Source organism: Hydrocarboniphaga effusa AP103 (assembly GCF_000271305.1).
Taxonomy (GTDB): Bacteria; Pseudomonadota; Gammaproteobacteria; order Nevskiales; family Nevskiaceae; genus Hydrocarboniphaga; species Hydrocarboniphaga effusa.
The window spans coordinates 930,271-950,966 of the sequence record NZ_AKGD01000002.1; the positions used below are offsets into that span (position 1 = coordinate 930,271).

The window sequence follows — 20,696 nt, forward strand, 5'->3', positions numbered from 1 at the left end:
GGTCGCCGGGGCGGTGGCGAGGTCTGGAAATGGGCCAACGAAAAAGGCGCCTCAAGCGCCCGTCACTGACCCAGAATGTGGCTCGCGGCTGTGCTTTCAAGGGTCCGGCCCGGCGGGCAGATGGCCGATCCGCCGGGCCGATCAGGTTTCTGTGCATGTTTGCCCCACTGCCGCCTGCCTCGCCTCGCCCACTAGGGTTCGCCATCGAGGGGCGGGAAAGCGCATGGGGGATAGCCAGGCAGTGCAGGTGGGAGGGGCCGTCGTCACGGCCTTCAAGAGCCCATCCGGCAAGCGAGCCGAACCCCGCGTCAGCTTGCCGCTCGCCGTCGAGGTCTCGGGCCAGACGCTGCCCGCGCAGGACTGGTCGCTCGGCGGCCTGTCGCTGAACCAGCCGCTGCCTGCGCTCACGCGCGGCGACGTGGTGACGCTGAACCTGCGCTTCGGCGCCGGCGATGCGCAGATCACGCTCAACGGCATCGAGGCGCAGGTGGTGCGGGCCGCGCCCGACGTGGCGCCGGCCTTCGAATTCCTCACGCTCAAGCCTGCCCACCGTCGGCTGCTCGACCGCATCGTGTCCGAGTATCTGTCGGGTCAGCTCGTCAGCTTCGAAGAGCTGCTTGCGAGCGCTCCGCGCTACAACACCGTGGTGCGACGCGCGCCGCGCTCGGTGCGCGTGGTGCTGGCCTGCGTCGGCCTGCTGCTCGCGCTCGCGGCGCTCGGCTTCATCGCGTATCGGGCGCTGTTCACGGCGCGCTCGGACTATGCGGCGGTCAGCGTTCCGTTCGTCAACGTCAGCGCTCCGATCGCCGGCACCGTGGTGCTCGAAGCGCCGCCGCCGAACCAGATCTACGAGGCCGGCGCGCCGCTGTTCCAGATTCGCCCGCTGGTCGGGCAGAGCGAGGCCGATCGCCTGCAGATCGAGCGCACCGGTCTGCTCGCGCGGCGCACCTTGCTGCAGCGCCAGCTGCAGGAATCCGGGCAGATGGTGTCGGCGCTGCGCTCGGTGTATCGCACGCAGCGCGTCGCGGCGGACCGGCGCAGCCAAAGTCTCGAAGCCGAGCTCGAACTCAAGTCGGCGATGCTCTCGCGCATGGCCGCGCTCGCCGAGCAGGGCGATATCTCCAAGCTCGAACTGCAGAAGCAGCAGTCCGACGTGTCGATGCTGCAACGCCAGCTCGCCGACGCGTCCAGCGAGCGCAACAACCTCGATACGCAGATCCGGCTGTCGTCCGCAGGTCTGCTCAGCACGAGCCTCAACGATCTGTCGCAAACACCGGGTCGCCTGCGCGAAGAGCTGCTCGGCATCGAGCAGAACCTCGCCGCGATCGACGCGTCGCTCGCGAGCCTGCAGCTGCGCCAGACTTTCACCAGTCCGTGCTACTGCATGCTGCAGAGCCTGCAGCTGCGCGATGGTGCGATGGTGCAGCCCGCGCAGACGGTGCTGCAGCTGCGCAAGGTCGGAGAGCGCACGATGGTGCGTGCGCTCGTGAGCACGCATGCGGCGCGCCGGCTCAGGAACGGCTCGACCGCCGATGTCGAGCTCAGCGACGGCCGCGTCATCGAAGGCGGCAAGGTCGATCGCGTGAGTTACCGCGCCACGCCCGAGGACTGGGCCGCGCTGCCGATCGGCCGCGAAACCCTGCTCGGCATGGCGGCCGTCGACATCACGCTGCCGACGCTGCTGCCCGACAGCGCCGACGGCATGCTCGCCGATGTGCGCTTCCACATGCCGTTTTCGCTGCGCTGGCGCTGAGGACACTCTGATCAAGCGACTGCGCTCCGCATCTCGCCCGAGGGCGGTGCCCGGAATCCTCACGTACATCTGCGTACGCTGCGGTTCCTGCGCTCCGTCCTCGGGCGACCTGCGTGCGCTCGCGACGCTTGATCAGGGTTTCCCCAGTCATCCATGAGCGCGGACAGCGCCGCCGCGCGCACGCCGAGTTCACTCTCCGGATTCACCGCGGGCTCGACGTTCACACAAAGCCTGCCCGGCACACTGGTCTATCTGGCGCCGCTGATCGCGCTGCTGCTGCCGATCGCCTCGCACTGGTTCTCGCAGCACGGCGCGATGCTGCTCGGGCTCGGCCTGATCGGCATCTGGCGCTACAGCTGGGCCAGCGCGCATTACCTGCGTGCGTGGATCTATCGCGCGTATCGCTTTCCGATGATTCGCGCGGCCACCGACCCGCAGCGCGATCGCTTCGATCACGTCGCGGTGCTGATCACGAGCTTTCGCATCGATGCCGAAGTCAACGCGGCCGTCTATGCGGCGCTGTTCCGCGAGCTGCTCGACTACGGCGCGCGCGCCACCGTGGTCGCCTGCGTGACCGATCCGGCCGACGCGCAGCTGTTGCAGGCAGTGGGCCGCGCCTGCGGCTGCGACGGGCGCATGGACGTGATGGTGATGGCGCAGGCGGGGCTCGGCAAGCGCCATGCGATGGGCCGCGCGCTGCGCCATCTGGCCTCGCGATCCTTGCCGTCGAACGCAGCCGTCGTGCTCATGGACGGCGACACGCTGCTGCGCGCGGGCACGCTCGAGCGCTGCCTGCCGGTGCTGCAGCGCAATCCGCAGGTCGGCGCGATCACCACCGACAACCTGCCGCTCGTGCGCGGCACCGCGATCAGCCGCGAGTGGTACCGCCTGCGCATGGCGCAGCGTCACCTGCTCATGTGTTCGATCTCGCTGTCGAATCGCCTGCTGGTGCTCACCGGGCGTTTCTCGGTGTTTCGCGCATCGGTCGCCTGCCAGCCGGGCTTCGCCTCGCAGATCGCCGAAGACGAGGTCAAGCACTGGCGCTTCGGCAGCATCCAGATGCTGTCGGGCGACGACAAATCGAGCTGGTACTGGGTGCTCTCGCGCGGCTGGAAAATGCTCTACGTGCCCGACGTGACGGTGTATTGCCTCGAAGAATTGCCGTCGAAATCGTTCTTCGCAGGCACCACCTCGCTCATGAAGCGCTGGTTCGGCAACATGGTGCGCAACAGCGGCCGCGCGCTCGATCTGGGCGCCAAGCGCACCGGCGTGTTTCCGTGGTTCGCGTTGCTCGATCAGCGTCTGTCGCTGTGGACCGCGCTGGTCGGGCCGACGCTGTGCCTGGCGCTCACGGCGCTGCAAGGTCCGCAGGTGCTCGTGCTGTACCTGATCTGGGTGATCTTCGTGCGCAGCGTGCAGGCGCTGCTGATCGGCCTGTTCGCCGGGCGCTTCAACGTCTGGTTCCCGCTGCTGCTGTACTACGGGCAGATGGTCGGTTCGGCGGTGAAGATCTGGGCGACGTTCCACCCGAACGTGCAGAAGTGGACGCGCCAGAGCATCTCCGGCGCCGATGCCACGCCGCGCGCGAGTTCGACGCTGCTCATGTGGCTCACGCTGCTGGTGTTCGTGGCGGGCGTGATCGTGATCGGCGGCGTGCTCGACCGTGCGCTTTGAGAAGATTCGTGCCGGGCTGCGGATGAGTGACAAGGCACTTCGCGGTGTCGCGATCGCGCTGTTGTCGTTTCACGCCGCGTCTCAAGCTTGCGATGGTGCGCCGAGCGCGGCGCTACAAATGGGCGCTTCGAGGAACGGCACCGAACTCGCCGGGCTCTGGCGCGCTGCAGGTTTCGAGCGGCTCTGGGGCGTGGCCGAGAATCTCTCGCTCGTCGCGGGCGAGCCGCCCGTCTTGCGGCTGCGCTATCCGGCCGGCTCATACGCACCCTCGGCAACGGACGCACCGCGCGGCGGCGCCGGCTTTCTCGCGCCATTGCTGAAATCACAGGCTGCAAGCACCACGCGCGCCTGCCTGCATTACGAAATTCGCGTGCCCGAAGGTTTTCGCTACGCCAAGGGCGGCAAGCTGCCCGGGCTCTACGGCGGCGACGCGCCGAGCGGCGGCCAGTCCGCAGGCGAAGGCGGCTTTTCGATGCGCCTGATGTGGCGTGCGCAAGGCGCGCTCGAAGCCTACGCCTACGTCGCCGGCCTCAAGCCGGGCAGCAGTATCGGCCGCGGTTCGGCGAGCCTCGCGACAGGCCGCTGGACCGCGATCGATCTGGAGATCTCGCTCAACGATCCGCAGCAGGCGAACGGTTCGCTGAGGCTCAGCGTCGACGGCCGGCTCGCGATCGAGCGCCAGGATTTGCGCTACCGCGACAGCGCCGCGATCGGCATCGACGGGCTCATGTTCAGCAGCTTCTTCGGCGGCGACGATCCGGGCTGGGCTTCGCCGGTCGATCAGGCCATCGAATTCCGCGATTTCGTACTCTACCGACAGTAGCCGGTCGCGGCCCTATACTGCGGCCGCATATGAGCTCTCCAATCCAAGACTGGCATCCCCGCAGCTGGACCGCGCGTCCGGCCGTGCAGCAGCCCACTTATCCGAACCGCGCCGCGCTCGACGATGCGCTCGCGCGCCTGTCGAAGCTGCCTCCGCTGGTGACGTCGTGGGAGGTCGAGTCGCTGCGCGAGCAACTCGCCGAGGCCGAAGCGGGCAAGCGCTTCGTGCTGCAAGGCGGCGATTGCGCCGAATCGTTCGCCGATTGCGCGCCCGACACCATCACCAACCGGCTGAAGGTGTTGCTGCAGATGTCGCTCGTGCTCGTGCATGGCCTGCAAGGGCCGGTCACGCGCATCGGCCGCTTCGCGGGCCAGTACGCCAAGCCGCGCTCGGCCGACACCGAGACCAGGAACGGCGTGACGCTGCCCGCGTACCGTGGCGACATCGTCAACGCGCCGGACTTCACCGAAGCCGCGCGCGTGCCCGATCCCGAGCGCTTGCTGCAGGCGCATGCGCTGTCGGCGATGACGATGAACTTCACGCGCGGGCTCATCGACGGCGGCTTCGCCGACCTGCATCACCCGGAATACTGGGACCTGGCCTGGGTCAAGCATTCGCTGCTTGCGGCCGATTACCAGAAGCGCGTCGACGCCATCGGCGATTCGCTGCGCTTCATGGAAACGCTCGCGGGCGGTGCGATACACGAATTCAGCCGCGTCGATTTCTTCACGAGCCACGAAGCGCTGCTGCTCGACTACGAAGCCGCGCATACGCGCACGGTTCCGCGCAAGAGCGGCTGGTACAACCTCTCCACGCATTTTCCGTGGATCGGCATGCGCACGGCCGCGCTCGACGGCGCGCACGTCGAGTATTGCCGCGGCATCCGCAACCCGGTCGGCGTGAAGATCGGGCCGAGCATCGACATCGACTGGCTGCTCGGCCTGTGCCGCGCGCTCAATCCGGACAACGAGGCCGGCAAGCTCGTGCTGATCCATCGCATGGGCGCGGCCAAGATCACCGAGCATCTGCCGCGCCTGATCGAGGCCGTGCGCGGCGCCGGGCACAAGGCACTGTGGCTCTGCGACCCCATGCACGGCAACACGCAATCGACTTCCACGGGCATCAAGACGCGCAAGTTCGACGACATCCTCGCCGAAGTGAACCTGGCCTTCGATCTGCATCGAACGAACGGCTCACGGCTCGGCGGCGTGCATCTGGAGCTGACCGGCGAAGATGTCACCGAATGCCTCGGCGGCGCGCGCGACCTGACCGAGAAGGATCTCGAGCGCGCGTATCGCTCGACCGTCGATCCGCGCCTGAACTACGAGCAGGCGCTCGAACTCGCGCTCGAAATCGTCTCACGCCAGCGCCGCGCCTGAGGGCGACATGAGCTCCTTCGTCGATCATCTGCTCGGACTGCTCGCGGACTTCGCTCCGGTGCGGGCCAAGCGCATGTTCGGCGGGCATGGCCTTTTCATCGATGAGCTGATGATCGCGATCGTCATCGACGACGTGCTGTATCTGAAAGTCGACGACGACAATCGCGAGCGCTTCGTCGAGCGCGGACTTGCGCCGTTCGAATACGAGGCGCGCGGCAGGCGGGTTTCGCTGTCGTACTACCGCGCGCCCGAGGAGCTGTTCGACGAAGCCGAGATCGCGATCGAATGGGCGCGCTCGGCGTTCGAAGCCGCGCTGCGCTCGCGCGCCGCGCCCAAGCCGCGCGCGGCCCGCAAGGTCGCAGCCAAGAAAATCGCGCCCCGCAAAGTGGCGAAGCAGCCGACGAAGAAGCGCTGATCTCTTTATTGCCGTCATTCCCGCGAAGGCGGGAATCCGGTCGGCAGTCCGAGAAAAAGTACTCGATTCCCGCGATTCCCGCCTTCGCGGGAATGAGATGCAGTGTTTGCCGTGGGGCTAGACCAGCTCGCGCGCCGCGAGCTCGTTCTTCAGATACGCGTAATAGATCGGCGCCGCGATGAGCCCGACCAGGCCGAAGGCCGCTTCCATCACGAGCATCGCGATCAGCAGTTCCCAGGCGCGCGCCTGGATGCGCGAGCCGATGATGCGCGCGTTGAGGAAGTATTCGAGCTTGTGGATCACCATGAGGTAGACCAGCGAACTCGCGGCGATGACCACCGAGTGCGACAGGCTCACGATCACGATCACCGTGTTCGAGATCAGGTTGCCGAGCACCGGCAGCAGGCCGGCGACGAAGGTCACCAGCAGCATGGTCTTGATCAGCGGCAGTTCGACGCCTACCAGTGGCAGCGCCACGCCGAGATACAGGCCGGTGAAGAAGGTGTTGATCGTCGCGATGCGGAATTGCGCGAACACCACGCGGCGGAACGAGGTCGACAGGCGCTCGGCGCGTTCGCCGAGTGCGGCCGCGAGCGGGCGATGCACGATGTTGCTCTTGGCCTCGCGCAGTGACAGCAGGCCGCCGATGACCATGCCGATGAGGATGTGCACGATCGCGCGCACCACGTTTTGGCCGAGCCCCTGCAGCGCACCGGCGTTCTTGCGCAGCCAGCCCGAGACCGCGTTGCCGAGCTCGTCCGCAGTGTCCGGGACGTAGGGCAGCGCCCACTCGGGCAGGCGGCCGCGCGAATCGTCGAGAATCTGCGCGAGCCATTTGAGCAGGCTCGACAGGTTGCCGGCCTCGCTGCGAAAGAACGCGAGCAGACCGAAGATCAGGCCCGTGAGCGCCGTGACCACGAGCACCGCGATCAGCGCGATGACGATCACCTTGGCGAGCTCGGCCTCGCTGGGCCGCGAGCGGATGAACGGCGCCAGGCCGCGCACCAGTTCGTAGACGAGCAGGCCGCCGAGCAGCGCGGGCAGCAGATGCAGCTTGAGCACGCAGACCAGCGCGAGTCCGGTGAGGATCCAGGTGGCGATCTCGATGCGGCTGACACTGTGCGGATGCGGGCTCATGGCGGCTCGAATAGTCGTTATCGGTTTAGAGCGCTTTGGGGAAGAACAGCGTGGCGAACAGCTCGCGTCCGCCCCGGCGCAACAGGGCGACCACCGCGAGCAGCAGCAGCAGGCCCAGGCAGATCAGATGCAGCATGCCGGGCTCGGCGTGGGCGCGAGCGGACGGTACGGCGACGAACCGGTCGAGCAGCAGGCCGATGACGCAGGCCCCGAGGATGAAGCAGGCCGCATGAACGCTCGCGAAGCGGCGCCCGTGCAGGCTGCGCAGCAAGGGCCAGCGGCGCGGCAAGGCGGCGCCCGAGGCCACCAGCAGGCCGAGCGCGACGCCCGCGGGCGCGCCGGTGGCGAGCAGCATCGCGGCGATCGGCACGGCGCCGATCGCGGTAGCGCCAAGCAGCGCGCCGATGCCGACCGCGAGCGCGAGCTGCAGGCCCGGCGGCAGGCTCAGCCACAGGCCTTCGTTCAGATACGGCAGGCCCAGGGTGGCGACCAGCAGGCCGCAGATCAGCCAGGGCAGCTGCGATTCGAACGGCCACAGCCGGTCGGCGCTCGGCGTGGCCGGCGGCGCCGGATTGATCGAGCGCAGCGGCGCTCGCGCGGGGGCGGCGATCGTGAACGGCGAGACGTGGTCGTGAAGATCGCAGGCGCGGCCGACGATGGGCTCGGGCGCGAATTCGAAGCGCGGCTGGCTCGCATCGCGGAACAACCGCGGCAACACGAGCCCGGTGACCAGGCTCAGCAGCAGCACGCAGCCGGCCGCGAGCACGGTCATCGGCAGGCCGAGCAGGGCCAGCGACAGCGCCAGCCCGGCCAGCGTCAGCTGCGGCCCGGCGGCGAGCTGCAGCAGCCCGCGCAGCAGCGATTCACCGCTGGCCGCGTGCCGGCGATAGAGCGGCTCCGACGGCAGGCCGCAGAGCAGGTCGAGCCAGCCGGAGCGCCCGGCCGGACTGCGGCTGCGGCGCGCGTTCCAGACCGCCAGCGCGAGCGTCAGCGCGAACGCGGCGAGCAACGCGGGCGCGCTGTCGAGCACGAGGTCGACGAGCGGGTGCAGGTAGTCCGCATGGCCGGCGTGGCCGCCGTGTCCCGCGTGCTCCTCGGCCGGATGCAGGTTTTCGAGCAGCAGCAGGGCGGCGACGGCGATGACGTTGCCCGAGCCTTCGAATAGCGGATGCGTGAGCCGCTCGTTGGAGCCGCGCTCGAGGTGCGGACGGCCGAACACCACATGCAGGATCGAGCCGGCGACGAGCGCCTGCAGCCAGGCCCAGCCGGTGGCTCCGAGCCAGCCGCCGAGCGTGTCCGCGAAGGCGTAGCCGGCCACGGTGCCTGCGGCCATCGCCGCGATCGACAGCGCCGGCACCGCGTAGCCGAATACCGGGTACAGCAGCCACCAGACCGCCAGGCCGACCGGAATGCTGTGCACGCAGATGGCCAGCGCGAGCGCGAGGTGGATCTCGCCGTGGTGCTGCGGGGCCAGCGCGGTGCCGTCGCCGACGCTGTGCATGACCAGGCCGGCGATCGACAGCGCCAAGGTGGCGACATGCGCCCGGCGCGCGTGGTGCAGCTGGTTTTCGAGCACCGTGGGGCCCAGCGCGCCGAGCGCCAGGAACACCAGCGCCCAGAACCCGCCCGATTCGAGCGTGGCCGGCAGCACTTCGAGCAGCACCAGGCCGCTGATCGCCACGAGCACGAAGCCGTCGAGAAAGGCGAGCAGGCCCAGCCGCCGCCGCGCCGCCACATAGAGCACGGGGCCGGCCGCCAGCGCGAACAGGGATGCCGAAAGCAGAAGCAGGTTCATCGAGCTGGGGGCGAGCCTTGGGCCTTCGGTCGGAGCATGAAGAAAGAATCGGAAGCCATTGTACGCAAGGGGCATAATGCGCGGCATGACGACCGAGCCGGAATCGATGCTGGACCACGGACAGGAGCAGGCGAGCGGCCTGCGTCGCGTCCTGGTCACCGGAGCCGCGGGCTTCGTCGGCTTCCACGTCGCGCAGCGCTTGCTCGGACAGGGCGTGGAGGTCGTCGGGCTCGACAACCTCAACAGTTATTACAGTGTCGCGCTCAAGCGCGAGCGCCTGCGCTGGCTCACCGACAAGCCCGGCTTCGTGTTCCACGAACTCGATCTAGCCGATGACGCCGCGCTCGATGCGCTGTTCGCCGGGCCGCGATTCGACGCCGTGATCCACCTCGCCGCGCAGGCCGGCGTGCGCTATTCGCTGAGCAACCCCAAGGCCTACGTGCAAAGCAACCTGGTCGGCTTCGCCAACCTGCTCGAAGCCTGCCGCCACCACGGCCTGCCGCCGCTGCTGTATGCGTCCTCGTCATCGGTCTACGGGGCCAACGAGCGCCTGCCGTGGGCGGTGGCCGACAACGTCGACCATCCGGTGTCGCTCTACGCGGCGACGAAGAAGTCGAACGAACTCATGGCGCACACCTATGCGCACTTGTACGGGCTGCCGTGCACGGGCCTGCGTTTCTTCACCGTCTACGGGCCCTGGGGCCGGCCCGACATGGCGTATTACAGGTTCACCCAGGCGATCCTCGAAGGCCGGCCGATCGAGGTCTACAACCACGGACAGATGCGGCGCGACTTCACCTACATCGACGACGTCGTCGAATCGGTGCTGCGCCTCGCCGCGCGCCCGGCCGAGCCGAATGCGGACTGGAACGCGCTGAGTCCCGACCCGGCATCGAGCCGCGCCCCGTACCGGCTTTACAACATCGGCAATCACAAGCCGGTGGAACTGCTCGAGTTCATCGCCACGCTCGAGCGCGTGCTCGACAAACCCGCGCAGATCGAACTGCTGCCGATGCAGCCCGGCGACGTCGTCGCCACCTATGCCGATACCGAAGCCCTGCGGCGCGACGCCGGTTTTGCGCCGAGCACGCCGCTCGAAGACGGACTGCGACGCTTCGTCGACTGGTTCCGGCACTACCATGAAGCTTGAGCAAAGCTCGAGCGAAGCCTGAGCAACCGTGGCGGCGCCCGCACAACGCACGCTGTTCGAAGCCGCCACCACGCGTGCGCGCATCGTGCGGCACCTCGACATCGTCTGCCTGATCATCGACGCCGGCGGCGCGATGATCATCCCGATGCAGGATTTCGTGCAGGCGCAGAAATGGGCCTCGTCGCGCATCGCCAGCGGCAACCTGCTCAACGATCGCGGACGCTTCCTGGAGCGCATGCAAAGCCTCGTCTCACGCCCCGGCAGCCTCGCGCCGACACGCGGCAACCCGAAGCAACTCGAAGCGATCGTCCGCTCGATGCGGGCCGCGGGTTATGACATCGGAGAGTGGTCGCTGCCGGCGGAGATCAGGAATCCGCCGGTGGGGCGGTGAGGGCCTTGCTCTTTCTGGCCCACTGAAGAAAAGATTCCCCTCGTTGTTACGAAGAATCCACAGGTGCCAGATGGACGAAATCAGTGCTGAATTACGCGAAAGTCCGATCTGGGCAGTTGCTTATCTTCGAACTACTCCTGCTGAGCTGGAAACGAGTTGCCAGCTCAAGTTCGAGCGGCTTGTCGATGATTTAGGTCCACTGATTTTTTGTTCAGTCTCGCTTTCAGGCGCAGATGTCCTGTTAAAGCGATATGAGGAAGAAAAGCCAGAGAATGAATTGGGTGTGTTCATGAAGCTATACGCCGACTACACCCCACTCATGCGGGAGCTGTTGGAGACATTGAATTTGGATGATCGTGCCGTCGTGTGGAAGAGCACCGACCTGCCTTTTAGTGAGAGGTAAATCAAGCCTTGATGCATCGTCGGAGTCGCTTCGAAACCTTGCAACACGACGGCTGCGTGATCAGCGGCTGGGAAACTCTGGTCATCGGCTTCCGTGCGAGGCACTGAAGATGGAAGCATCCTCCTGAAGCTAAGCTGGTCTCCGAAGCCCCGCCGCTGCCCAGACGTCATTCACGGTCTGGTTCATGGCATCGTCAACGTCTGCCATACCGCACACCGATTGTTCGCAGGCATCGCTCGATCTTCCAGCAAGCCAAACCCAGCAGCTCGAGCGAGCGCATTGACATCCTCGAAGTCGCGAATGCCGCTCTGCGGATCGCGTGCCTTGAGCCAGCCGTCGAAGTCGCGATTGCTGTCGCTCGTGTGGCGGCCGTGATAGTTGAAGGGGCCGTAGACGATCAGTTTCGCGTCGGGTGTGACGATGCCCGGCAAGCGCTCGAACAATTGCTGCACCGATTCCCAGCTCATGATGTGCAAGGTGTTCGAGGTGAACACGAGGTCGTAGCGTGCCTCGGGCCATGTGCCGCGTACGTCGAGCGTGATCGGCGGCAAGACGTTGCTCAGGCCAGACTCGTCGATCCACGCGCGAATGCCGGCGTGGTGTTCCGGCAGCTCCGAAGTCTGCCAGCGCAAATGCGGCAGGGCGGCGCCGAAATGAACGGCGTGCTGGCCTGTTCCACTGCCGATCTCGAGCGCTTCGCGACGATCGGCGCAGTGATCGCGCAGCACGTCGAGGATCGGATCGCGATTGCGGTGGCAGGATGGAGCGTCGGGCTTGTTCATGGCGCATTGTAGTCCGCTTGGCTGGCTGTCCCCTCTCCCGTGGGCGGGAGAGGGTGGTGCGTCAGCGACGGGTGAGGGAATACGCTTCGACATGGTGCCTGTTCCCAGCAGCGTTCCCTCACTCCCCGCCTTCGGCGGGACTCTCTCCCGCTCGCGGGAGAGAGGACAGAAAATCTCAGCAGAGTGGTGGTGCTACTTCGACGGAGCCCTGCTCGACAAAGGCTTTGCGAGTGATTCGAGCGAGCGTCGTTCCGCCGCGAGGCCCCAACGCCAAGCCACGCCGGCCGCGATGATCATGAGCACTGCGCCGAAGCCGTAGCCGGCTGCGATCGCGGAGCGTTCGCCGGTACCGATCAGCGTGCCGAATAGCCATGGCCCGGCGATGCCGCCCGCGCCGGTGCCGAGCGTGTAGAACGCGGCGATCGCGAGCGCGCGAATTTCGAGCGGGAAGCTCTCGCCGACGGTCAGATACGCCGAGCTCGCGGCGGCCGAGGCGAAGAAGAACACCACCGACCAGGCCAGTGTCTGCGTCGTCGCGCTGAGCAGGCCGCGATCGAACAGCACGGCCGTGACGGTCAGCAGGATGCCCGACATCGCATACGTGAACGCGATCATCGGCCGGCGTCCGACGCTGTCGAACAGGCGGCCGAGCAGTAGCGGACCGAGGAAATTGCCGATCGCGAACGGCAGGATGTAGAGCCCGACCTTGTCGGGCGAGATGCCGTAGAAGGTGCCGAGCACGAGCGCGTAGGTGAAGAAAATGGCGTTGTAGAAAAACGCCTGCGAGGTCATCAGCACGAAGCTCACGGCCGCGCGCTGCGGATAGTGCTTGAACAGGCTTTCGAACAGATGGCGCACGCCGAAGTTCTCGTCGCGCGGATGGATCTCGACACGATGCGGCGGCACGTCGGCCATCGGCTCGTGTGCATGCGCAAGTGCTCGCGCCTCGATGCTCGCGACGATGGCTTCGGCCTCGGCGATGCGTCCGCGCGTCATGAGCCAGCGCGGACTCTCGGGCAGCATGCTTCGCAGCAGCAACACGCCCAGGCCGAGAACCGCGCCGATGCCGAAAGCGACGCGCCAGCCCATATCGGGCGGCAGCAGGCCGGGCTGCAGCAGCACGATGGCGCCGAGCGCACCGAGCGCCGCGCCGACCCAGAAGCTGCCGTTGATGACCAGATCGGTGTGGCCGCGATAGCGCGCCGGGATCAGCTCCTGGATCGCCGAGTTGATTGCCGAATATTCACCGCCGATGCCGGCGCCCGTGAAGAATCGGCAGAGCAGAAAAAACATGAAGTTGTTCGAGAACGCGGTCGCCGCCGTCGCGGCGAGATAGACCAGCAGCGTGATCGTGAACAGCTTCTTGCGCCCAAGCCGGTCAGCGAGCCAGCCGAACACCAGCGAGCCGCTCACTGCGCCGAGTACGTAGGCGCTCGCGCTGATGCCGACCTGCATGTCGGTGAACGCGAGTGCCGGGCTTTCCTTGAGCGCGCCCGACACCGAACCGGCGAGCGTGACTTCGAGCCCGTCGAGTATCCAGGTGATGCCGAGCGCAACGACGACGAGCGTGTGGAAGCGGCTCCAGGGCAGGCGGTCGAGGCGCCACGGGATATCTGTGGTAATCGCCGTACCGCTCGCGGTCTGGGTGGAACTCTGCATGCTCGCCGTCCTTGGCTCGATGGTGCGGATTGCGGTGCCGATCGACCGATGCATTCGCCGGCCGTTCAGAGGCGCATGATCCCGCCTACAAAGTGAACGGGGCCAGACCGCGCCAGACACAGAGCACCGCCGCGATCGCCAGCGAGGCGAAGGTCAGCAGGATGCCGGCCGCGCGACCGAGGAACCATTTTTCGGTGAAGGCCAACGCGATGCCGTGCAGCACGCGACCCACGAACAGCATCAGGCCGATCGCATGCAGCACCCATGGCGCGAGCACGCCGCCGGTTTCGAGCATCGCCATCATCAACAGCACGAGCGGCACGTACTCGGCGAAATTGGCGTGTGCGCGAATCGCGCGCAGCACCTCTGGCCTGCCGCCGTCGCCCAGGTTGATGCCGCCGGTGCGGAAGCGAACGACATGAATGCTCAGCACCAGAAACCACAAGGCCAGCAGGCCGGCGTAGAGCGGCGTGATCGTGAGCATCATTTTTGTTTCTCCCCTTTGCTTGGAAATGGTTTGGAAATGGATTGGACTGGACTCGAACCAGCCCGGAACGATTCGAGCCCAGACTCTACAATGCGCGCATGAAAAAGACCGTCGTCGCTTATGCGGCCCTGCCGCCTTCCTGCATCGCGCGCCTTGCCCAGACCTTCGACCTGCGCGATTTCACGGGTCAGTCCGGGTTGTCGCGCAAGCCCGCGTTCGCAACCGCGCTCGCCGAAGCCGAGGGCGTGATCGGCGCGGGCCTGCTGTGGGACAGGACGCGCATCGAGGCCTGCCCGAAACTGCGCGTGGTATCGACGGTGACGGTGGGCTACGACCTCTACGACGTCGAAGCGCTCACCGAGCGCCGCATCCTGCTGTGCAACACGCCCGACGTATTGACCGAGAGCGTCGCCGATCTGTCGCTCGCGCTGATGCTGAGTTGCGCGCGCCGCATCGGCGAACTCGAACGGATGGTTCGCAGCGGCCACTGGAAGCGCAGCGTCGATGCGCCGGAGTTCGGCAGCGATGCCTACGGCAAAACGCTCGGCATCATCGGCATGGGCCGCATCGGCGCGGCGGTGGTGCGTCGTGCGGCGCTGGGCTTCGGCATGCGCGTGCTCTACGACGCGCGCAGCGACAAGCCGCAGGTGGAGCGCGATTACGGAGCGCAGCGACGCTCGCTCGACGACTTGCTGCGCGAATCGGATTTCGTCTGCGTGCTGGCCCCGTTGACGCCCGAAACCGAGAACCTGCTCGGTGCGCGCGAATTCGCGCTCATGAAGCCGACCGCGTTCCTGATCAACGTGGCGCGCGGCAAGGTCATCGACGAATCCGCATTGGCCGTTGCGCTGCGCGAGCGGCGTATTGCCGGCGCCGGGCTCGATGTCTTCGTGCGCGAGCCGCTCGCGGTGGATTCACCGCTGATGTTGCTCGACAACGTCGTGCTCGTTCCGCACATCGGCTCGGCGACGCATGAGACGCGGCAGGCGATGGCGGACATGGCGACCGACAATCTGATCGCGGCGCTGACAGGCGGTGAGCCGCGGGCGATGGTGAATCCGCAGGTGCGTTAGGAAGCTGCCTGCGGCGGTTTTTTTGCGTGTCCCCTCTCCCGCTTGCGGGAGAGGGTGGTCCGAAGGACCGGGAGAGGGGACGCCCGGAAAGGGCGCTCACTTTGCGGATGAACCCTCTCTCCCCGCCTTCGGCGGGACTCTCTCCCGCAAGCGTGCGAGTGCCCCCCGGAAAGAAGCGCTTACTTGCCGATGAACCCTCTCTCCCCGCCTTCGGCGGGACTCTCTCCCGCAAGCGGGAGAGAGGAACGGCAGAGCGCTCCTTGAGTAAGAATCCGCGACGTTCGGCGAAAGTTCATCGCCCACGAACACTCTGTTGCACATGAGCAAGCAGACAGGCCGCGTTCGCATCGGGATTTCGGGTTGGCGCTACACGCCGTGGCGGGGAGTGTTCTACCCGAAGAAGCTCGCGCAGCGGCGCGAGCTCGAATACGCCTCGCGCCAGTTTCCGAGCATCGAACTCAACGGCTCGTTCTACGCGCTGCAGCGGCCCAAGAGCTACGCGCAGTGGTACGCTGATACGCCGGACGATTTCGTGTTCTCGATCAAGGGCAGCCGCTACATCACGCATATCCGGCGCTTGCGTGACGTCGAAGAGCCGCTCGCGAGTTTCTTCGCGTCCGGGCTGTTCGAACTCAAGGAAAAGCTCGGCCCGTTCCTGTGGCAGTTCCCGCCGAGCATGCATTTCGACGAAGCGCTGTTCGACTCGTTTCTGAGCCTGCTTCCGCACACGACGGCCGAGGCGCAGACGCTCGCGCGACGCCATGCGCGGCACATGGCCAAGGATCGAGTGAGTTTGGAGACCGATGCCGACCGGCCGCTGCGGCATGCGGTGGAGATCCGTAACGAGAGCTTCGTCGACCCGGCGTTCATTCGTTTGCTGCGCAAGCACCGGGTTGCGCTCGTATTCGCGGACACCGCCGGCAAATGGCCTTATGCCGAAGACCTGACGGCCGATTTCGTCTACCTGCGCCTGCACGGCGACATCGAGCTCTACAAGAGCGGCTATGGCGACGCGGCGATCGCGCGCTGGGCTAAGCGCATCGATCGCTGGCGCCGCGGTGAGGCTGCGGCGCAGGCCAAGACCATCGACGAGGCCAGCGGCCGGCCGCGCGCCAAGCGCGACGTCTACTGCTATTTCGACAACGACGTGAAGGTCAAGGCGCCCGTCGATGCGGCTTCTTTGATGCAAAAGCTCGGAGTCGAGTGGACGCCCGACGCCAAGCGCGAGGAAGCGGCCTGAGGCTCATTGCGGCTCGTGTTCGATCCACGGCGGCACCGGCGCGCTGAGCCGCTTGCCGTAGGGGTAGCCGTGAACTTCACCGAACTCGCCTTTGCCGGCGTTCCATTCGTGCACGGATTTGAGGATTTCGGCCTTCTCGCGTGCGACGAAATTCCACCACATCAGAATCGGTGATTCGAAAGGCTTGCCGCCGATCAGCATGAAGCGCGAGGGTTTCTCGCTGCGCAACGACAGCACATTGCGCCCGCTGCCGAGATAGACCAGCGCATTCGGCGCCAGCGTTTCGCCGCCGACTTCGGCCGATCCCGTGAGCATGAAGGCGGCGTACTCGAAATCTTCACGCAGGGGCAGGTCGAGCGCAGCGCCGCCGGCGGTGACGACATCGAGCCCGAGCGTTGGCCAGAAACTGCGTGCGGGCGATTGCTCGCCGAGCGCGTCGCCTTCGATCACGGTGAAGTGAAAGCCGCCGCGATCGACGATCGGCAGCTGCGCGTAGTGATCGAACATCGGCTCGACGTGACGCGATTCGTCCGGCAGCGCGATCCAGAACTGCACGCCATGCATGTTCGGTGAAGCCGGGTCGGGCGATTCCTCCGAATGCGAGATCGCGCGTCCGCTCGTCATCACGTTGAGCTGGCCCGGGCGGATCAGCTGCTCAGTGCCGAGGCTGTCGCGATGGAAGATTTCGCCTTCGATGAGCCAGGTCACCGTCTGCAAGCCGGTGTGCGGATGCGGGCCGACGTGCAGCGGGCCGCTCTGATCCAGCGTCGCCGGGCCGATGTGATCGAGGAAGCACCACGGTCCGACCATGCGGCGCAGGCGCGAGGGCAGCGCGCGATGGATCGGCATGCCATCGCCGACGATCTCGGCGCGCGCTTCGATGAGTTGCAGCTCGGGTCCGCTGGTCATGACGGTCCTCCTGGCGTGTGGGTTGTTGTCAGATCAACGCGGTCGAAATATCGATGCGCGCGCTCAGAATCTTGTGCACCGGGCAGGCATTGGCCACTTGCAGCAGGCGCTCGCGCTGCTCCGCGTCGAGTTCGCCGAGCAGCGTGATCTTGCGCGAGATCAGCGAACTGCCGTCGGCCGGCTTGCCGGCCGGATTCAAGGCCAGCTCCACTTCGACGCCTTGCAGCGGCCACTGCTTGCGATCCGCGTACATGCGCAGCGTGATCGAGGTGCAGCTGCCGAGTGCGGAGAGCAGCAGATGATCGGGCGTCGGGCCCAGATCGGCGCCGCCGAGGCTGGCCGGCTCGTCGGCGAGCCATTCGTGCGCGCCGCTGCGATTGGTCGCGGTGTAGGGCTTGCTGCCGATGCGGGTGCTGACTTCCACGGTCGCCATGGGTATGTCCTGTTTGGATGTTGAGCGGAATGGTGCCTCAGAGCGGGGGACGGCTGCATCCCACCATCCGTAAACGATGGCCTTGCCGAGTCACCAGCGGGTGCGCTGCGGCAGCAGGGAGCGCAGCTCATCGGCTGTCAGGTCGCGCCAGCGGCCGACTCTCAACGCACCGAGCCGCAGGTTGATGATGCGCACGCGCTGCAGCCTGCGCACTTCGTAACCGAACACCTCGCACATGCGCCGGATCTGCCGGTTGAGACCCTGCGTGAGCACGATGCGGAACGCGCGATCGGGCCGTGCCTCGAAGCGCGTGACCTTGCAGCGCTTGGTCGTCACGTCGAGTTCGGGCAGGCGCACGCCGCGGCTCATGCCGTCGAGAAACGCATCGGTGATCGGCTTGTCGACCATGACGATGTATTCCTTCTCGTGCTGGTTCTCGCTGCGCAGGATTTCGTTGACGATGTCGCCGTTGCTCGTCAGCAGGATCAGGCCTTCGGATTCCTTGTCGAGGCGGCCGATCGGAAAGATGCGTTCCTTGTGCTTGACGAAGTCGATGATGTTGCCGTCGATGTGGCGCTCGGTGGTGCAGGTGATGCCGACCGGTTTGTTGAGCGCGATGTAGACGTGCTGTTTGCTGCGCGCGCCGATGGCCTTGCCGTCGACGCGCACCTCGTCGCCTTCGTTGACCTGCGTGCCGAGCTCCGCGCGCTTGCCGTTGACGCTGACGCGCCCGCGTTCGATCCAGCTGTCGGCCTCGCGACGGGAGCAGATGCCGGTTTCGCTGATGAACTTGTTGAGGCGCATGCGCGGAAGGCGTGTTGGAGCAATCGCCATATTATGGGAGTCATGCCTTGTTGGCGCGTCTCTGCTCCAGCCGAGCGCTGAGAGAGTTGCCCTCTGTAAGGCCAAGGGTTCGCTTCGCCTTGTTTTTGTCCTCTCTCCCGCTTGCGGGAGAGAGTCCCTGCGAAGCAGGGGAGAGAGGGGCCGTTCGATGTACTAACCGCTACTCGTCCACAGTCGCTACTTGTGCGCAGCCCTCACCCCGCCCAGCGTCGCACGGTTTCGATCACCCACTCGCCATCGTCGAGCGGCAGATCGTGCCCTGCGCTCGGATGCACGATGAGCTCGCGGTTCCATCGCGCCGCGAGCCGCTCGGAACAGCTCGGATGCACGAGCGCATCGCCGGCTCCGCTGAGCAACAGCAGTTTTTCCAGCGGCGCCTGCCCGGGCGCCCGATAGCGCACGGCGGCCGCCAGCTGGCGCAGCGCGTTGGTTCGACTGACGGGATGCTCCCGGCGCCAAGCGACCCAATCGTCGATCACCGCTTCGGGGCGCGTGGTGGTGGTCAGCTGCAGGATGCCGCGTTCGATCTCGCGCTCGCTCGGCTTGCCGAGCGCGAGCCTCGCGAAGCCCGCATAGGCGCGCGGTTGCAGCCGGCGATAGAACGGCGAGAACGGGCGCAGGCTGGTGTTGACGAGCACGGCGCGTTCGATATCGTGCGGATACCGCTGCGCCCAGGCGACCGCGACCATCGCCCCCATCGACATCGCGAGCAGGTTCCAGGGCTCGCGCAGGCCGAGCCGATGCAAGGCGTCGCGCGCCGCATCGGCCATGCCTTCGATCGTGCCGGGACTGGTGTCGGCGTAGCGCTCGCCGTTGCCGGGCAGGTCGATCAGCACCACGCGCAGGCCGAGCGCTTCGGCGAAAGCCTGCGGGAACGCGCCCCAGTGACGCGCCTCGCGCATGAGCCCGCGCAGCAGCACCCAGGTGCCGGGCTCGCTCATATGTGGCCTCGTCCCCGATACCAGAGATCGAGCGCGGCGGCACGATGCTGCTCGCGCAGCTCCTGGGCCTGCGGCAGCCAGCGTTCGAAGCTGCTCGCGGCGCGCGTGAAGAAATCGAGCAGGCCGATCTGCCGGCGCATCACGCGCCGCTGCCGATGCGCGATCAGCGGGTTGAAGATGCCGTAGCGCGAGAACAGCTGGCGCGGGTTCTTCTTGATCCACAGCCACGAACCCATTTCGAGCGTGAGCGGCAGAAAGCGATGCTGCGTGTCTTCGATCGAGCGCAAGTAGATGTAATCCCAGAGATCGCCGTGCGTCAGATATTGCAGGCTCTGCGGCTCGAACACATACGGGTGATGCGCCTGGCTGCGCGCGAAGATGTCCCACAGCGCGTGCACATCGGCCAGGTGCGGAATCGGCTTGAAGGTGTGGGCGTACGGAAACCAGATGCGGTCCTGCACGCCGAAGCCCGAGTGGCAATCGATGGCGAGGCTGAACGGGCGTCCGAGCAGCTCCTGCTGCACGAACGCGCACAGCGCGGCACTCTCGGGTTCCATCGCCGAGCCCGCGGCCCCGCGATACCAGGGCAGGCCGGCGCTGACGCGCTGGCCTCCGACCATGAACGGCACCGGATCGGTCGCATCGACCGGCGCGTTGCGCATCAGATCCACGCCACGCGGATTGGCGCGCGTGCCTAGCGCCAGGCCGCCCGGATTGACCAGCGGCATGAATACCAGGCGCAGGTTCTGCAATTGCTGCACGAGCAGGGTGTCCCACGACAGCCGCGATACCAGGCTGGCCAGATAGGCGATCACCACTTCGGCGCCGATGCGCTCGAGTCCGTGCACGCCGCCGAAGAAGCCCACGGCCGGAACCTCCGGCGACGGATTGCCGAGCGTGATCGCGTGCACCGGCAGCTGGCGCTTGCCGGCCTTGACCTCGCAGAGTACGCGCGCCTCCAGGTGCGGTCGCCCGGCTTCGATCAGCCGCTCGATCTCGTCGAGCTCGGGCGTCGGACGCTGCAACAGCTGAAGGGGAACGGCCATCGGGTCGGGAAGGCTCAGGTATCGAAACGGTGCAACGTAAGCGGCGCCTGTTGCAGTGTGTTGACGTGCGCCGTCATGAAGCCGCCATCAGGCTGTCATCCCGGGGCACTAGCCTGAGCCCTCGTGATTCGTTCAGCTTCCGCGTCGGGAGCCGGTGAGGAGAACCACATGAGCCGTCTCGTCCGCAAGATCAGCGTGTCCCGCCCGGTGACGCTCGGCGCCGTCGTGCTGCTCGGCGTGGTGGAATTCGTCGCCCTGCGCCGTACCCAGCTACTCGGCCAGCAGCAGGCCTGAGCCGCATCGCGGACCTTGGTTCGCGGCCCTGACCGGGTCGCTTGAGACCGGGCGCCGATCCGATCAAAC

21 protein-coding genes are annotated in these 20,696 nt (G+C 66.5%); 11 read left to right on the top strand and 10 right to left on the bottom strand.

The window, feature by feature from the left end; all coding sequences use genetic code 11:
- Positions 1–223: 223 nt before the first annotated feature.
- The 5 genes from WQQ_RS15505 to WQQ_RS15525 all read left to right on the top strand — a co-directional run bounded on the left by WQQ_RS15505 (position 224) and on the right by WQQ_RS15525 (position 6,044).
- Positions 224–1,753 carry a PilZ domain-containing protein gene (locus WQQ_RS15505; protein ID WP_083844587.1) on the top strand — a complete coding sequence of 510 codons (1,530 nt, stop codon included), beginning with the start codon at positions 224–226 and terminating at the stop codon, positions 1,751–1,753.
- A gap of 153 nt (positions 1,754–1,906) precedes the next feature.
- Entirely contained in the window at positions 1,907–3,427 is a 1,521-nt protein-coding gene (locus tag WQQ_RS15510; protein ID WP_007186168.1) for a glycosyltransferase, read from the top strand.
- Between the two features lie 118 nt (positions 3,428–3,545).
- The gene (locus WQQ_RS15515) at positions 3,546–4,250 is read left to right on the top strand and encodes a polysaccharide lyase (protein ID WP_157534710.1); all 705 of its coding nucleotides are present in this window, start codon (positions 3,546–3,548) and stop codon (positions 4,248–4,250) included.
- Between the two features lie 29 nt (positions 4,251–4,279).
- The gene (locus tag WQQ_RS15520) at positions 4,280–5,629 is read left to right on the top strand and encodes a class II 3-deoxy-7-phosphoheptulonate synthase (protein ID WP_050997703.1); all 1,350 of its coding nucleotides are present in this window, start codon (positions 4,280–4,282) and stop codon (positions 5,627–5,629) included.
- 7 nt (positions 5,630–5,636) lie between these two features.
- Positions 5,637–6,044, top strand: coding sequence for a TfoX/Sxy family protein (locus WQQ_RS15525; protein ID WP_007186171.1), 408 nt, complete (start codon positions 5,637–5,639; stop codon positions 6,042–6,044).
- Between the two features lie 117 nt (positions 6,045–6,161).
- On the opposite strand, the gene WQQ_RS15530 is transcribed toward WQQ_RS15525, so the two are convergent.
- Together WQQ_RS15530 and WQQ_RS15535 are read right to left on the bottom strand one after the other, a co-directional pair.
- Positions 6,162–7,181, bottom strand: a complete 1,020-nt coding sequence (locus WQQ_RS15530; RefSeq protein ID WP_007186172.1) for an AI-2E family transporter — start codon at positions 7,179–7,181, stop codon at positions 6,162–6,164.
- Between the two features lie 25 nt (positions 7,182–7,206).
- Positions 7,207–8,976: a permease gene (locus WQQ_RS15535; RefSeq protein ID WP_007186173.1), complete on the bottom strand. Its 1,770-nt coding sequence runs from the start codon at positions 8,974–8,976 to the stop codon at positions 7,207–7,209.
- Positions 8,977–9,082: 106 nt separating this feature from the next.
- On the opposite strand from WQQ_RS15535, the gene WQQ_RS15540 reads away from it, so the two are divergent.
- The 3 genes from WQQ_RS15540 (at position 9,083) to WQQ_RS15550 (ending at position 10,920) form a co-directional block, all read left to right on the top strand.
- Positions 9,083–10,126, top strand: coding sequence for an NAD-dependent epimerase (locus WQQ_RS15540; RefSeq protein ID WP_050997723.1), 1,044 nt, complete (start codon positions 9,083–9,085; stop codon positions 10,124–10,126).
- A 28-nt stretch (positions 10,127–10,154) separates the two neighbouring features.
- Positions 10,155–10,517: a hypothetical protein gene (locus WQQ_RS15545; protein WP_007186175.1), complete on the top strand. Its 363-nt coding sequence runs from the start codon at positions 10,155–10,157 to the stop codon at positions 10,515–10,517.
- Positions 10,518–10,587: 70 nt separating this feature from the next.
- On the top strand, positions 10,588–10,920 hold the full coding sequence (locus tag WQQ_RS15550; RefSeq protein ID WP_040454228.1) for a hypothetical protein: 333 nt from the start codon (positions 10,588–10,590) through the stop codon (positions 10,918–10,920).
- A 182-nt stretch (positions 10,921–11,102) separates the two neighbouring features.
- Here WQQ_RS15550 and WQQ_RS15555 read toward each other — a convergent pair whose 3' ends face one another.
- The 3 genes from WQQ_RS15555 to WQQ_RS15565 all read right to left on the bottom strand — a co-directional run bounded on the left by WQQ_RS15555 (position 11,103) and on the right by WQQ_RS15565 (position 13,848).
- Positions 11,103–11,702, bottom strand: a complete 600-nt coding sequence (locus tag WQQ_RS15555) for a DUF938 domain-containing protein (RefSeq protein WP_007186176.1) — start codon at positions 11,700–11,702, stop codon at positions 11,103–11,105.
- Positions 11,703–11,894: 192 nt separating this feature from the next.
- Complete coding sequence (locus tag WQQ_RS15560; RefSeq protein ID WP_040454638.1) at positions 11,895–13,361, bottom strand: MFS transporter; 1,467 nt, start codon at positions 13,359–13,361, stop codon at positions 11,895–11,897.
- Positions 13,362–13,446: 85 nt separating this feature from the next.
- A complete protein-coding gene (locus tag WQQ_RS15565) occupies positions 13,447–13,848 on the bottom strand; it encodes an MAPEG family protein (protein WP_007186178.1) in 402 nt (133 codons plus the stop codon).
- Between the two features lie 98 nt (positions 13,849–13,946).
- Here WQQ_RS15565 and WQQ_RS15570 point away from each other — a divergent pair, with 98 nt between their 5' ends.
- Both WQQ_RS15570 and WQQ_RS15575 read left to right on the top strand, forming a co-directional pair.
- Entirely contained in the window at positions 13,947–14,921 is a 975-nt protein-coding gene (locus tag WQQ_RS15570) for a 2-hydroxyacid dehydrogenase (protein WP_007186179.1), read from the top strand.
- Between the two features lie 319 nt (positions 14,922–15,240).
- Entirely contained in the window at positions 15,241–16,161 is a 921-nt protein-coding gene (locus tag WQQ_RS15575; protein WP_040454230.1) for a DUF72 domain-containing protein, read from the top strand.
- Between the two features lie 3 nt (positions 16,162–16,164).
- Here WQQ_RS15575 and WQQ_RS15580 read toward each other — a convergent pair whose 3' ends face one another.
- The 5 genes from WQQ_RS15580 to WQQ_RS15600 all read right to left on the bottom strand — a co-directional run bounded on the left by WQQ_RS15580 (position 16,165) and on the right by WQQ_RS15600 (position 20,333).
- Positions 16,165–17,070 carry a pirin family protein gene (locus WQQ_RS15580; RefSeq protein ID WP_007186181.1) on the bottom strand — a complete coding sequence of 302 codons (906 nt, stop codon included), beginning with the start codon at positions 17,068–17,070 and terminating at the stop codon, positions 16,165–16,167.
- Between the two features lie 28 nt (positions 17,071–17,098).
- Positions 17,099–17,503, bottom strand: coding sequence for an OsmC family protein (locus tag WQQ_RS15585; protein WP_007186182.1), 405 nt, complete (start codon positions 17,501–17,503; stop codon positions 17,099–17,101).
- 90 nt (positions 17,504–17,593) lie between these two features.
- Complete coding sequence (gene rluF, locus WQQ_RS15590; RefSeq protein WP_040454232.1) at positions 17,594–18,307, bottom strand: 23S rRNA pseudouridine(2604) synthase RluF; 714 nt, start codon at positions 18,305–18,307, stop codon at positions 17,594–17,596.
- Positions 18,308–18,540: 233 nt separating this feature from the next.
- Positions 18,541–19,287, bottom strand: coding sequence for an alpha/beta fold hydrolase (locus WQQ_RS15595; protein ID WP_007186184.1), 747 nt, complete (start codon positions 19,285–19,287; stop codon positions 18,541–18,543).
- A complete protein-coding gene (locus tag WQQ_RS15600; RefSeq protein ID WP_007186185.1) occupies positions 19,284–20,333 on the bottom strand; it encodes a M14 family zinc carboxypeptidase in 1,050 nt (349 codons plus the stop codon). The genes WQQ_RS15595 and WQQ_RS15600 overlap by 4 nt, the downstream gene beginning before the upstream one ends.
- Positions 20,334–20,501: 168 nt before the next feature.
- Here WQQ_RS15600 and WQQ_RS25120 point away from each other — a divergent pair, with 168 nt between their 5' ends.
- Positions 20,502–20,627 (top strand): hypothetical protein, encoded by a 126-nt coding sequence (locus tag WQQ_RS25120; RefSeq protein ID WP_007186186.1) that lies wholly within the window; start codon positions 20,502–20,504, stop codon positions 20,625–20,627.
- Positions 20,628–20,696 lie beyond the last annotated feature (69 nt).

Coding starts and splice junctions, on each gene's coding strand:
- WQQ_RS15505 (WP_083844587.1), top strand. CDS start 224: ATGGGGGATAGCCAGGCAGTGCAGGTGGGAGGGGCCGTCGTCACGGCC.
- WQQ_RS15510 (WP_007186168.1), top strand. CDS start 1,907: ATGAGCGCGGACAGCGCCGCCGCGCGCACGCCGAGTTCACTCTCCGGA.
- WQQ_RS15515 (WP_157534710.1), top strand. CDS start 3,546: ATGGGCGCTTCGAGGAACGGCACCGAACTCGCCGGGCTCTGGCGCGCT.
- WQQ_RS15520 (WP_050997703.1), top strand. CDS start 4,280: ATGAGCTCTCCAATCCAAGACTGGCATCCCCGCAGCTGGACCGCGCGT.
- WQQ_RS15525 (WP_007186171.1), top strand. CDS start 5,637: ATGAGCTCCTTCGTCGATCATCTGCTCGGACTGCTCGCGGACTTCGCT.
- WQQ_RS15530 (WP_007186172.1), bottom strand. CDS start 7,181: ATGAGCCCGCATCCGCACAGTGTCAGCCGCATCGAGATCGCCACCTGG.
- WQQ_RS15535 (WP_007186173.1), bottom strand. CDS start 8,976: ATGAACCTGCTTCTGCTTTCGGCATCCCTGTTCGCGCTGGCGGCCGGC.
- WQQ_RS15540 (WP_050997723.1), top strand. CDS start 9,083: ATGCTGGACCACGGACAGGAGCAGGCGAGCGGCCTGCGTCGCGTCCTG.
- WQQ_RS15550 (WP_040454228.1), top strand. CDS start 10,588: ATGGACGAAATCAGTGCTGAATTACGCGAAAGTCCGATCTGGGCAGTT.
- WQQ_RS15555 (WP_007186176.1), bottom strand. CDS start 11,702: ATGAACAAGCCCGACGCTCCATCCTGCCACCGCAATCGCGATCCGATC.
- WQQ_RS15560 (WP_040454638.1), bottom strand. CDS start 13,361: ATGCAGAGTTCCACCCAGACCGCGAGCGGTACGGCGATTACCACAGAT.
- WQQ_RS15565 (WP_007186178.1), bottom strand. CDS start 13,848: ATGATGCTCACGATCACGCCGCTCTACGCCGGCCTGCTGGCCTTGTGG.
- WQQ_RS15570 (WP_007186179.1), top strand. CDS start 13,947: ATGAAAAAGACCGTCGTCGCTTATGCGGCCCTGCCGCCTTCCTGCATC.
- WQQ_RS15575 (WP_040454230.1), top strand. CDS start 15,241: ATGAGCAAGCAGACAGGCCGCGTTCGCATCGGGATTTCGGGTTGGCGC.
- WQQ_RS15580 (WP_007186181.1), bottom strand. CDS start 17,070: ATGACCAGCGGACCCGAGCTGCAACTCATCGAAGCGCGCGCCGAGATC.
- WQQ_RS15585 (WP_007186182.1), bottom strand. CDS start 17,503: ATGGCGACCGTGGAAGTCAGCACCCGCATCGGCAGCAAGCCCTACACC.
- rluF (WP_040454232.1), bottom strand. CDS start 18,307: ATGCGCCTCAACAAGTTCATCAGCGAAACCGGCATCTGCTCCCGTCGC.
- WQQ_RS15595 (WP_007186184.1), bottom strand. CDS start 19,287: ATGAGCGAGCCCGGCACCTGGGTGCTGCTGCGCGGGCTCATGCGCGAG.
- WQQ_RS15600 (WP_007186185.1), bottom strand. CDS start 20,333: ATGGCCGTTCCCCTTCAGCTGTTGCAGCGTCCGACGCCCGAGCTCGAC.
- WQQ_RS25120 (WP_007186186.1), top strand. CDS start 20,502: ATGAGCCGTCTCGTCCGCAAGATCAGCGTGTCCCGCCCGGTGACGCTC.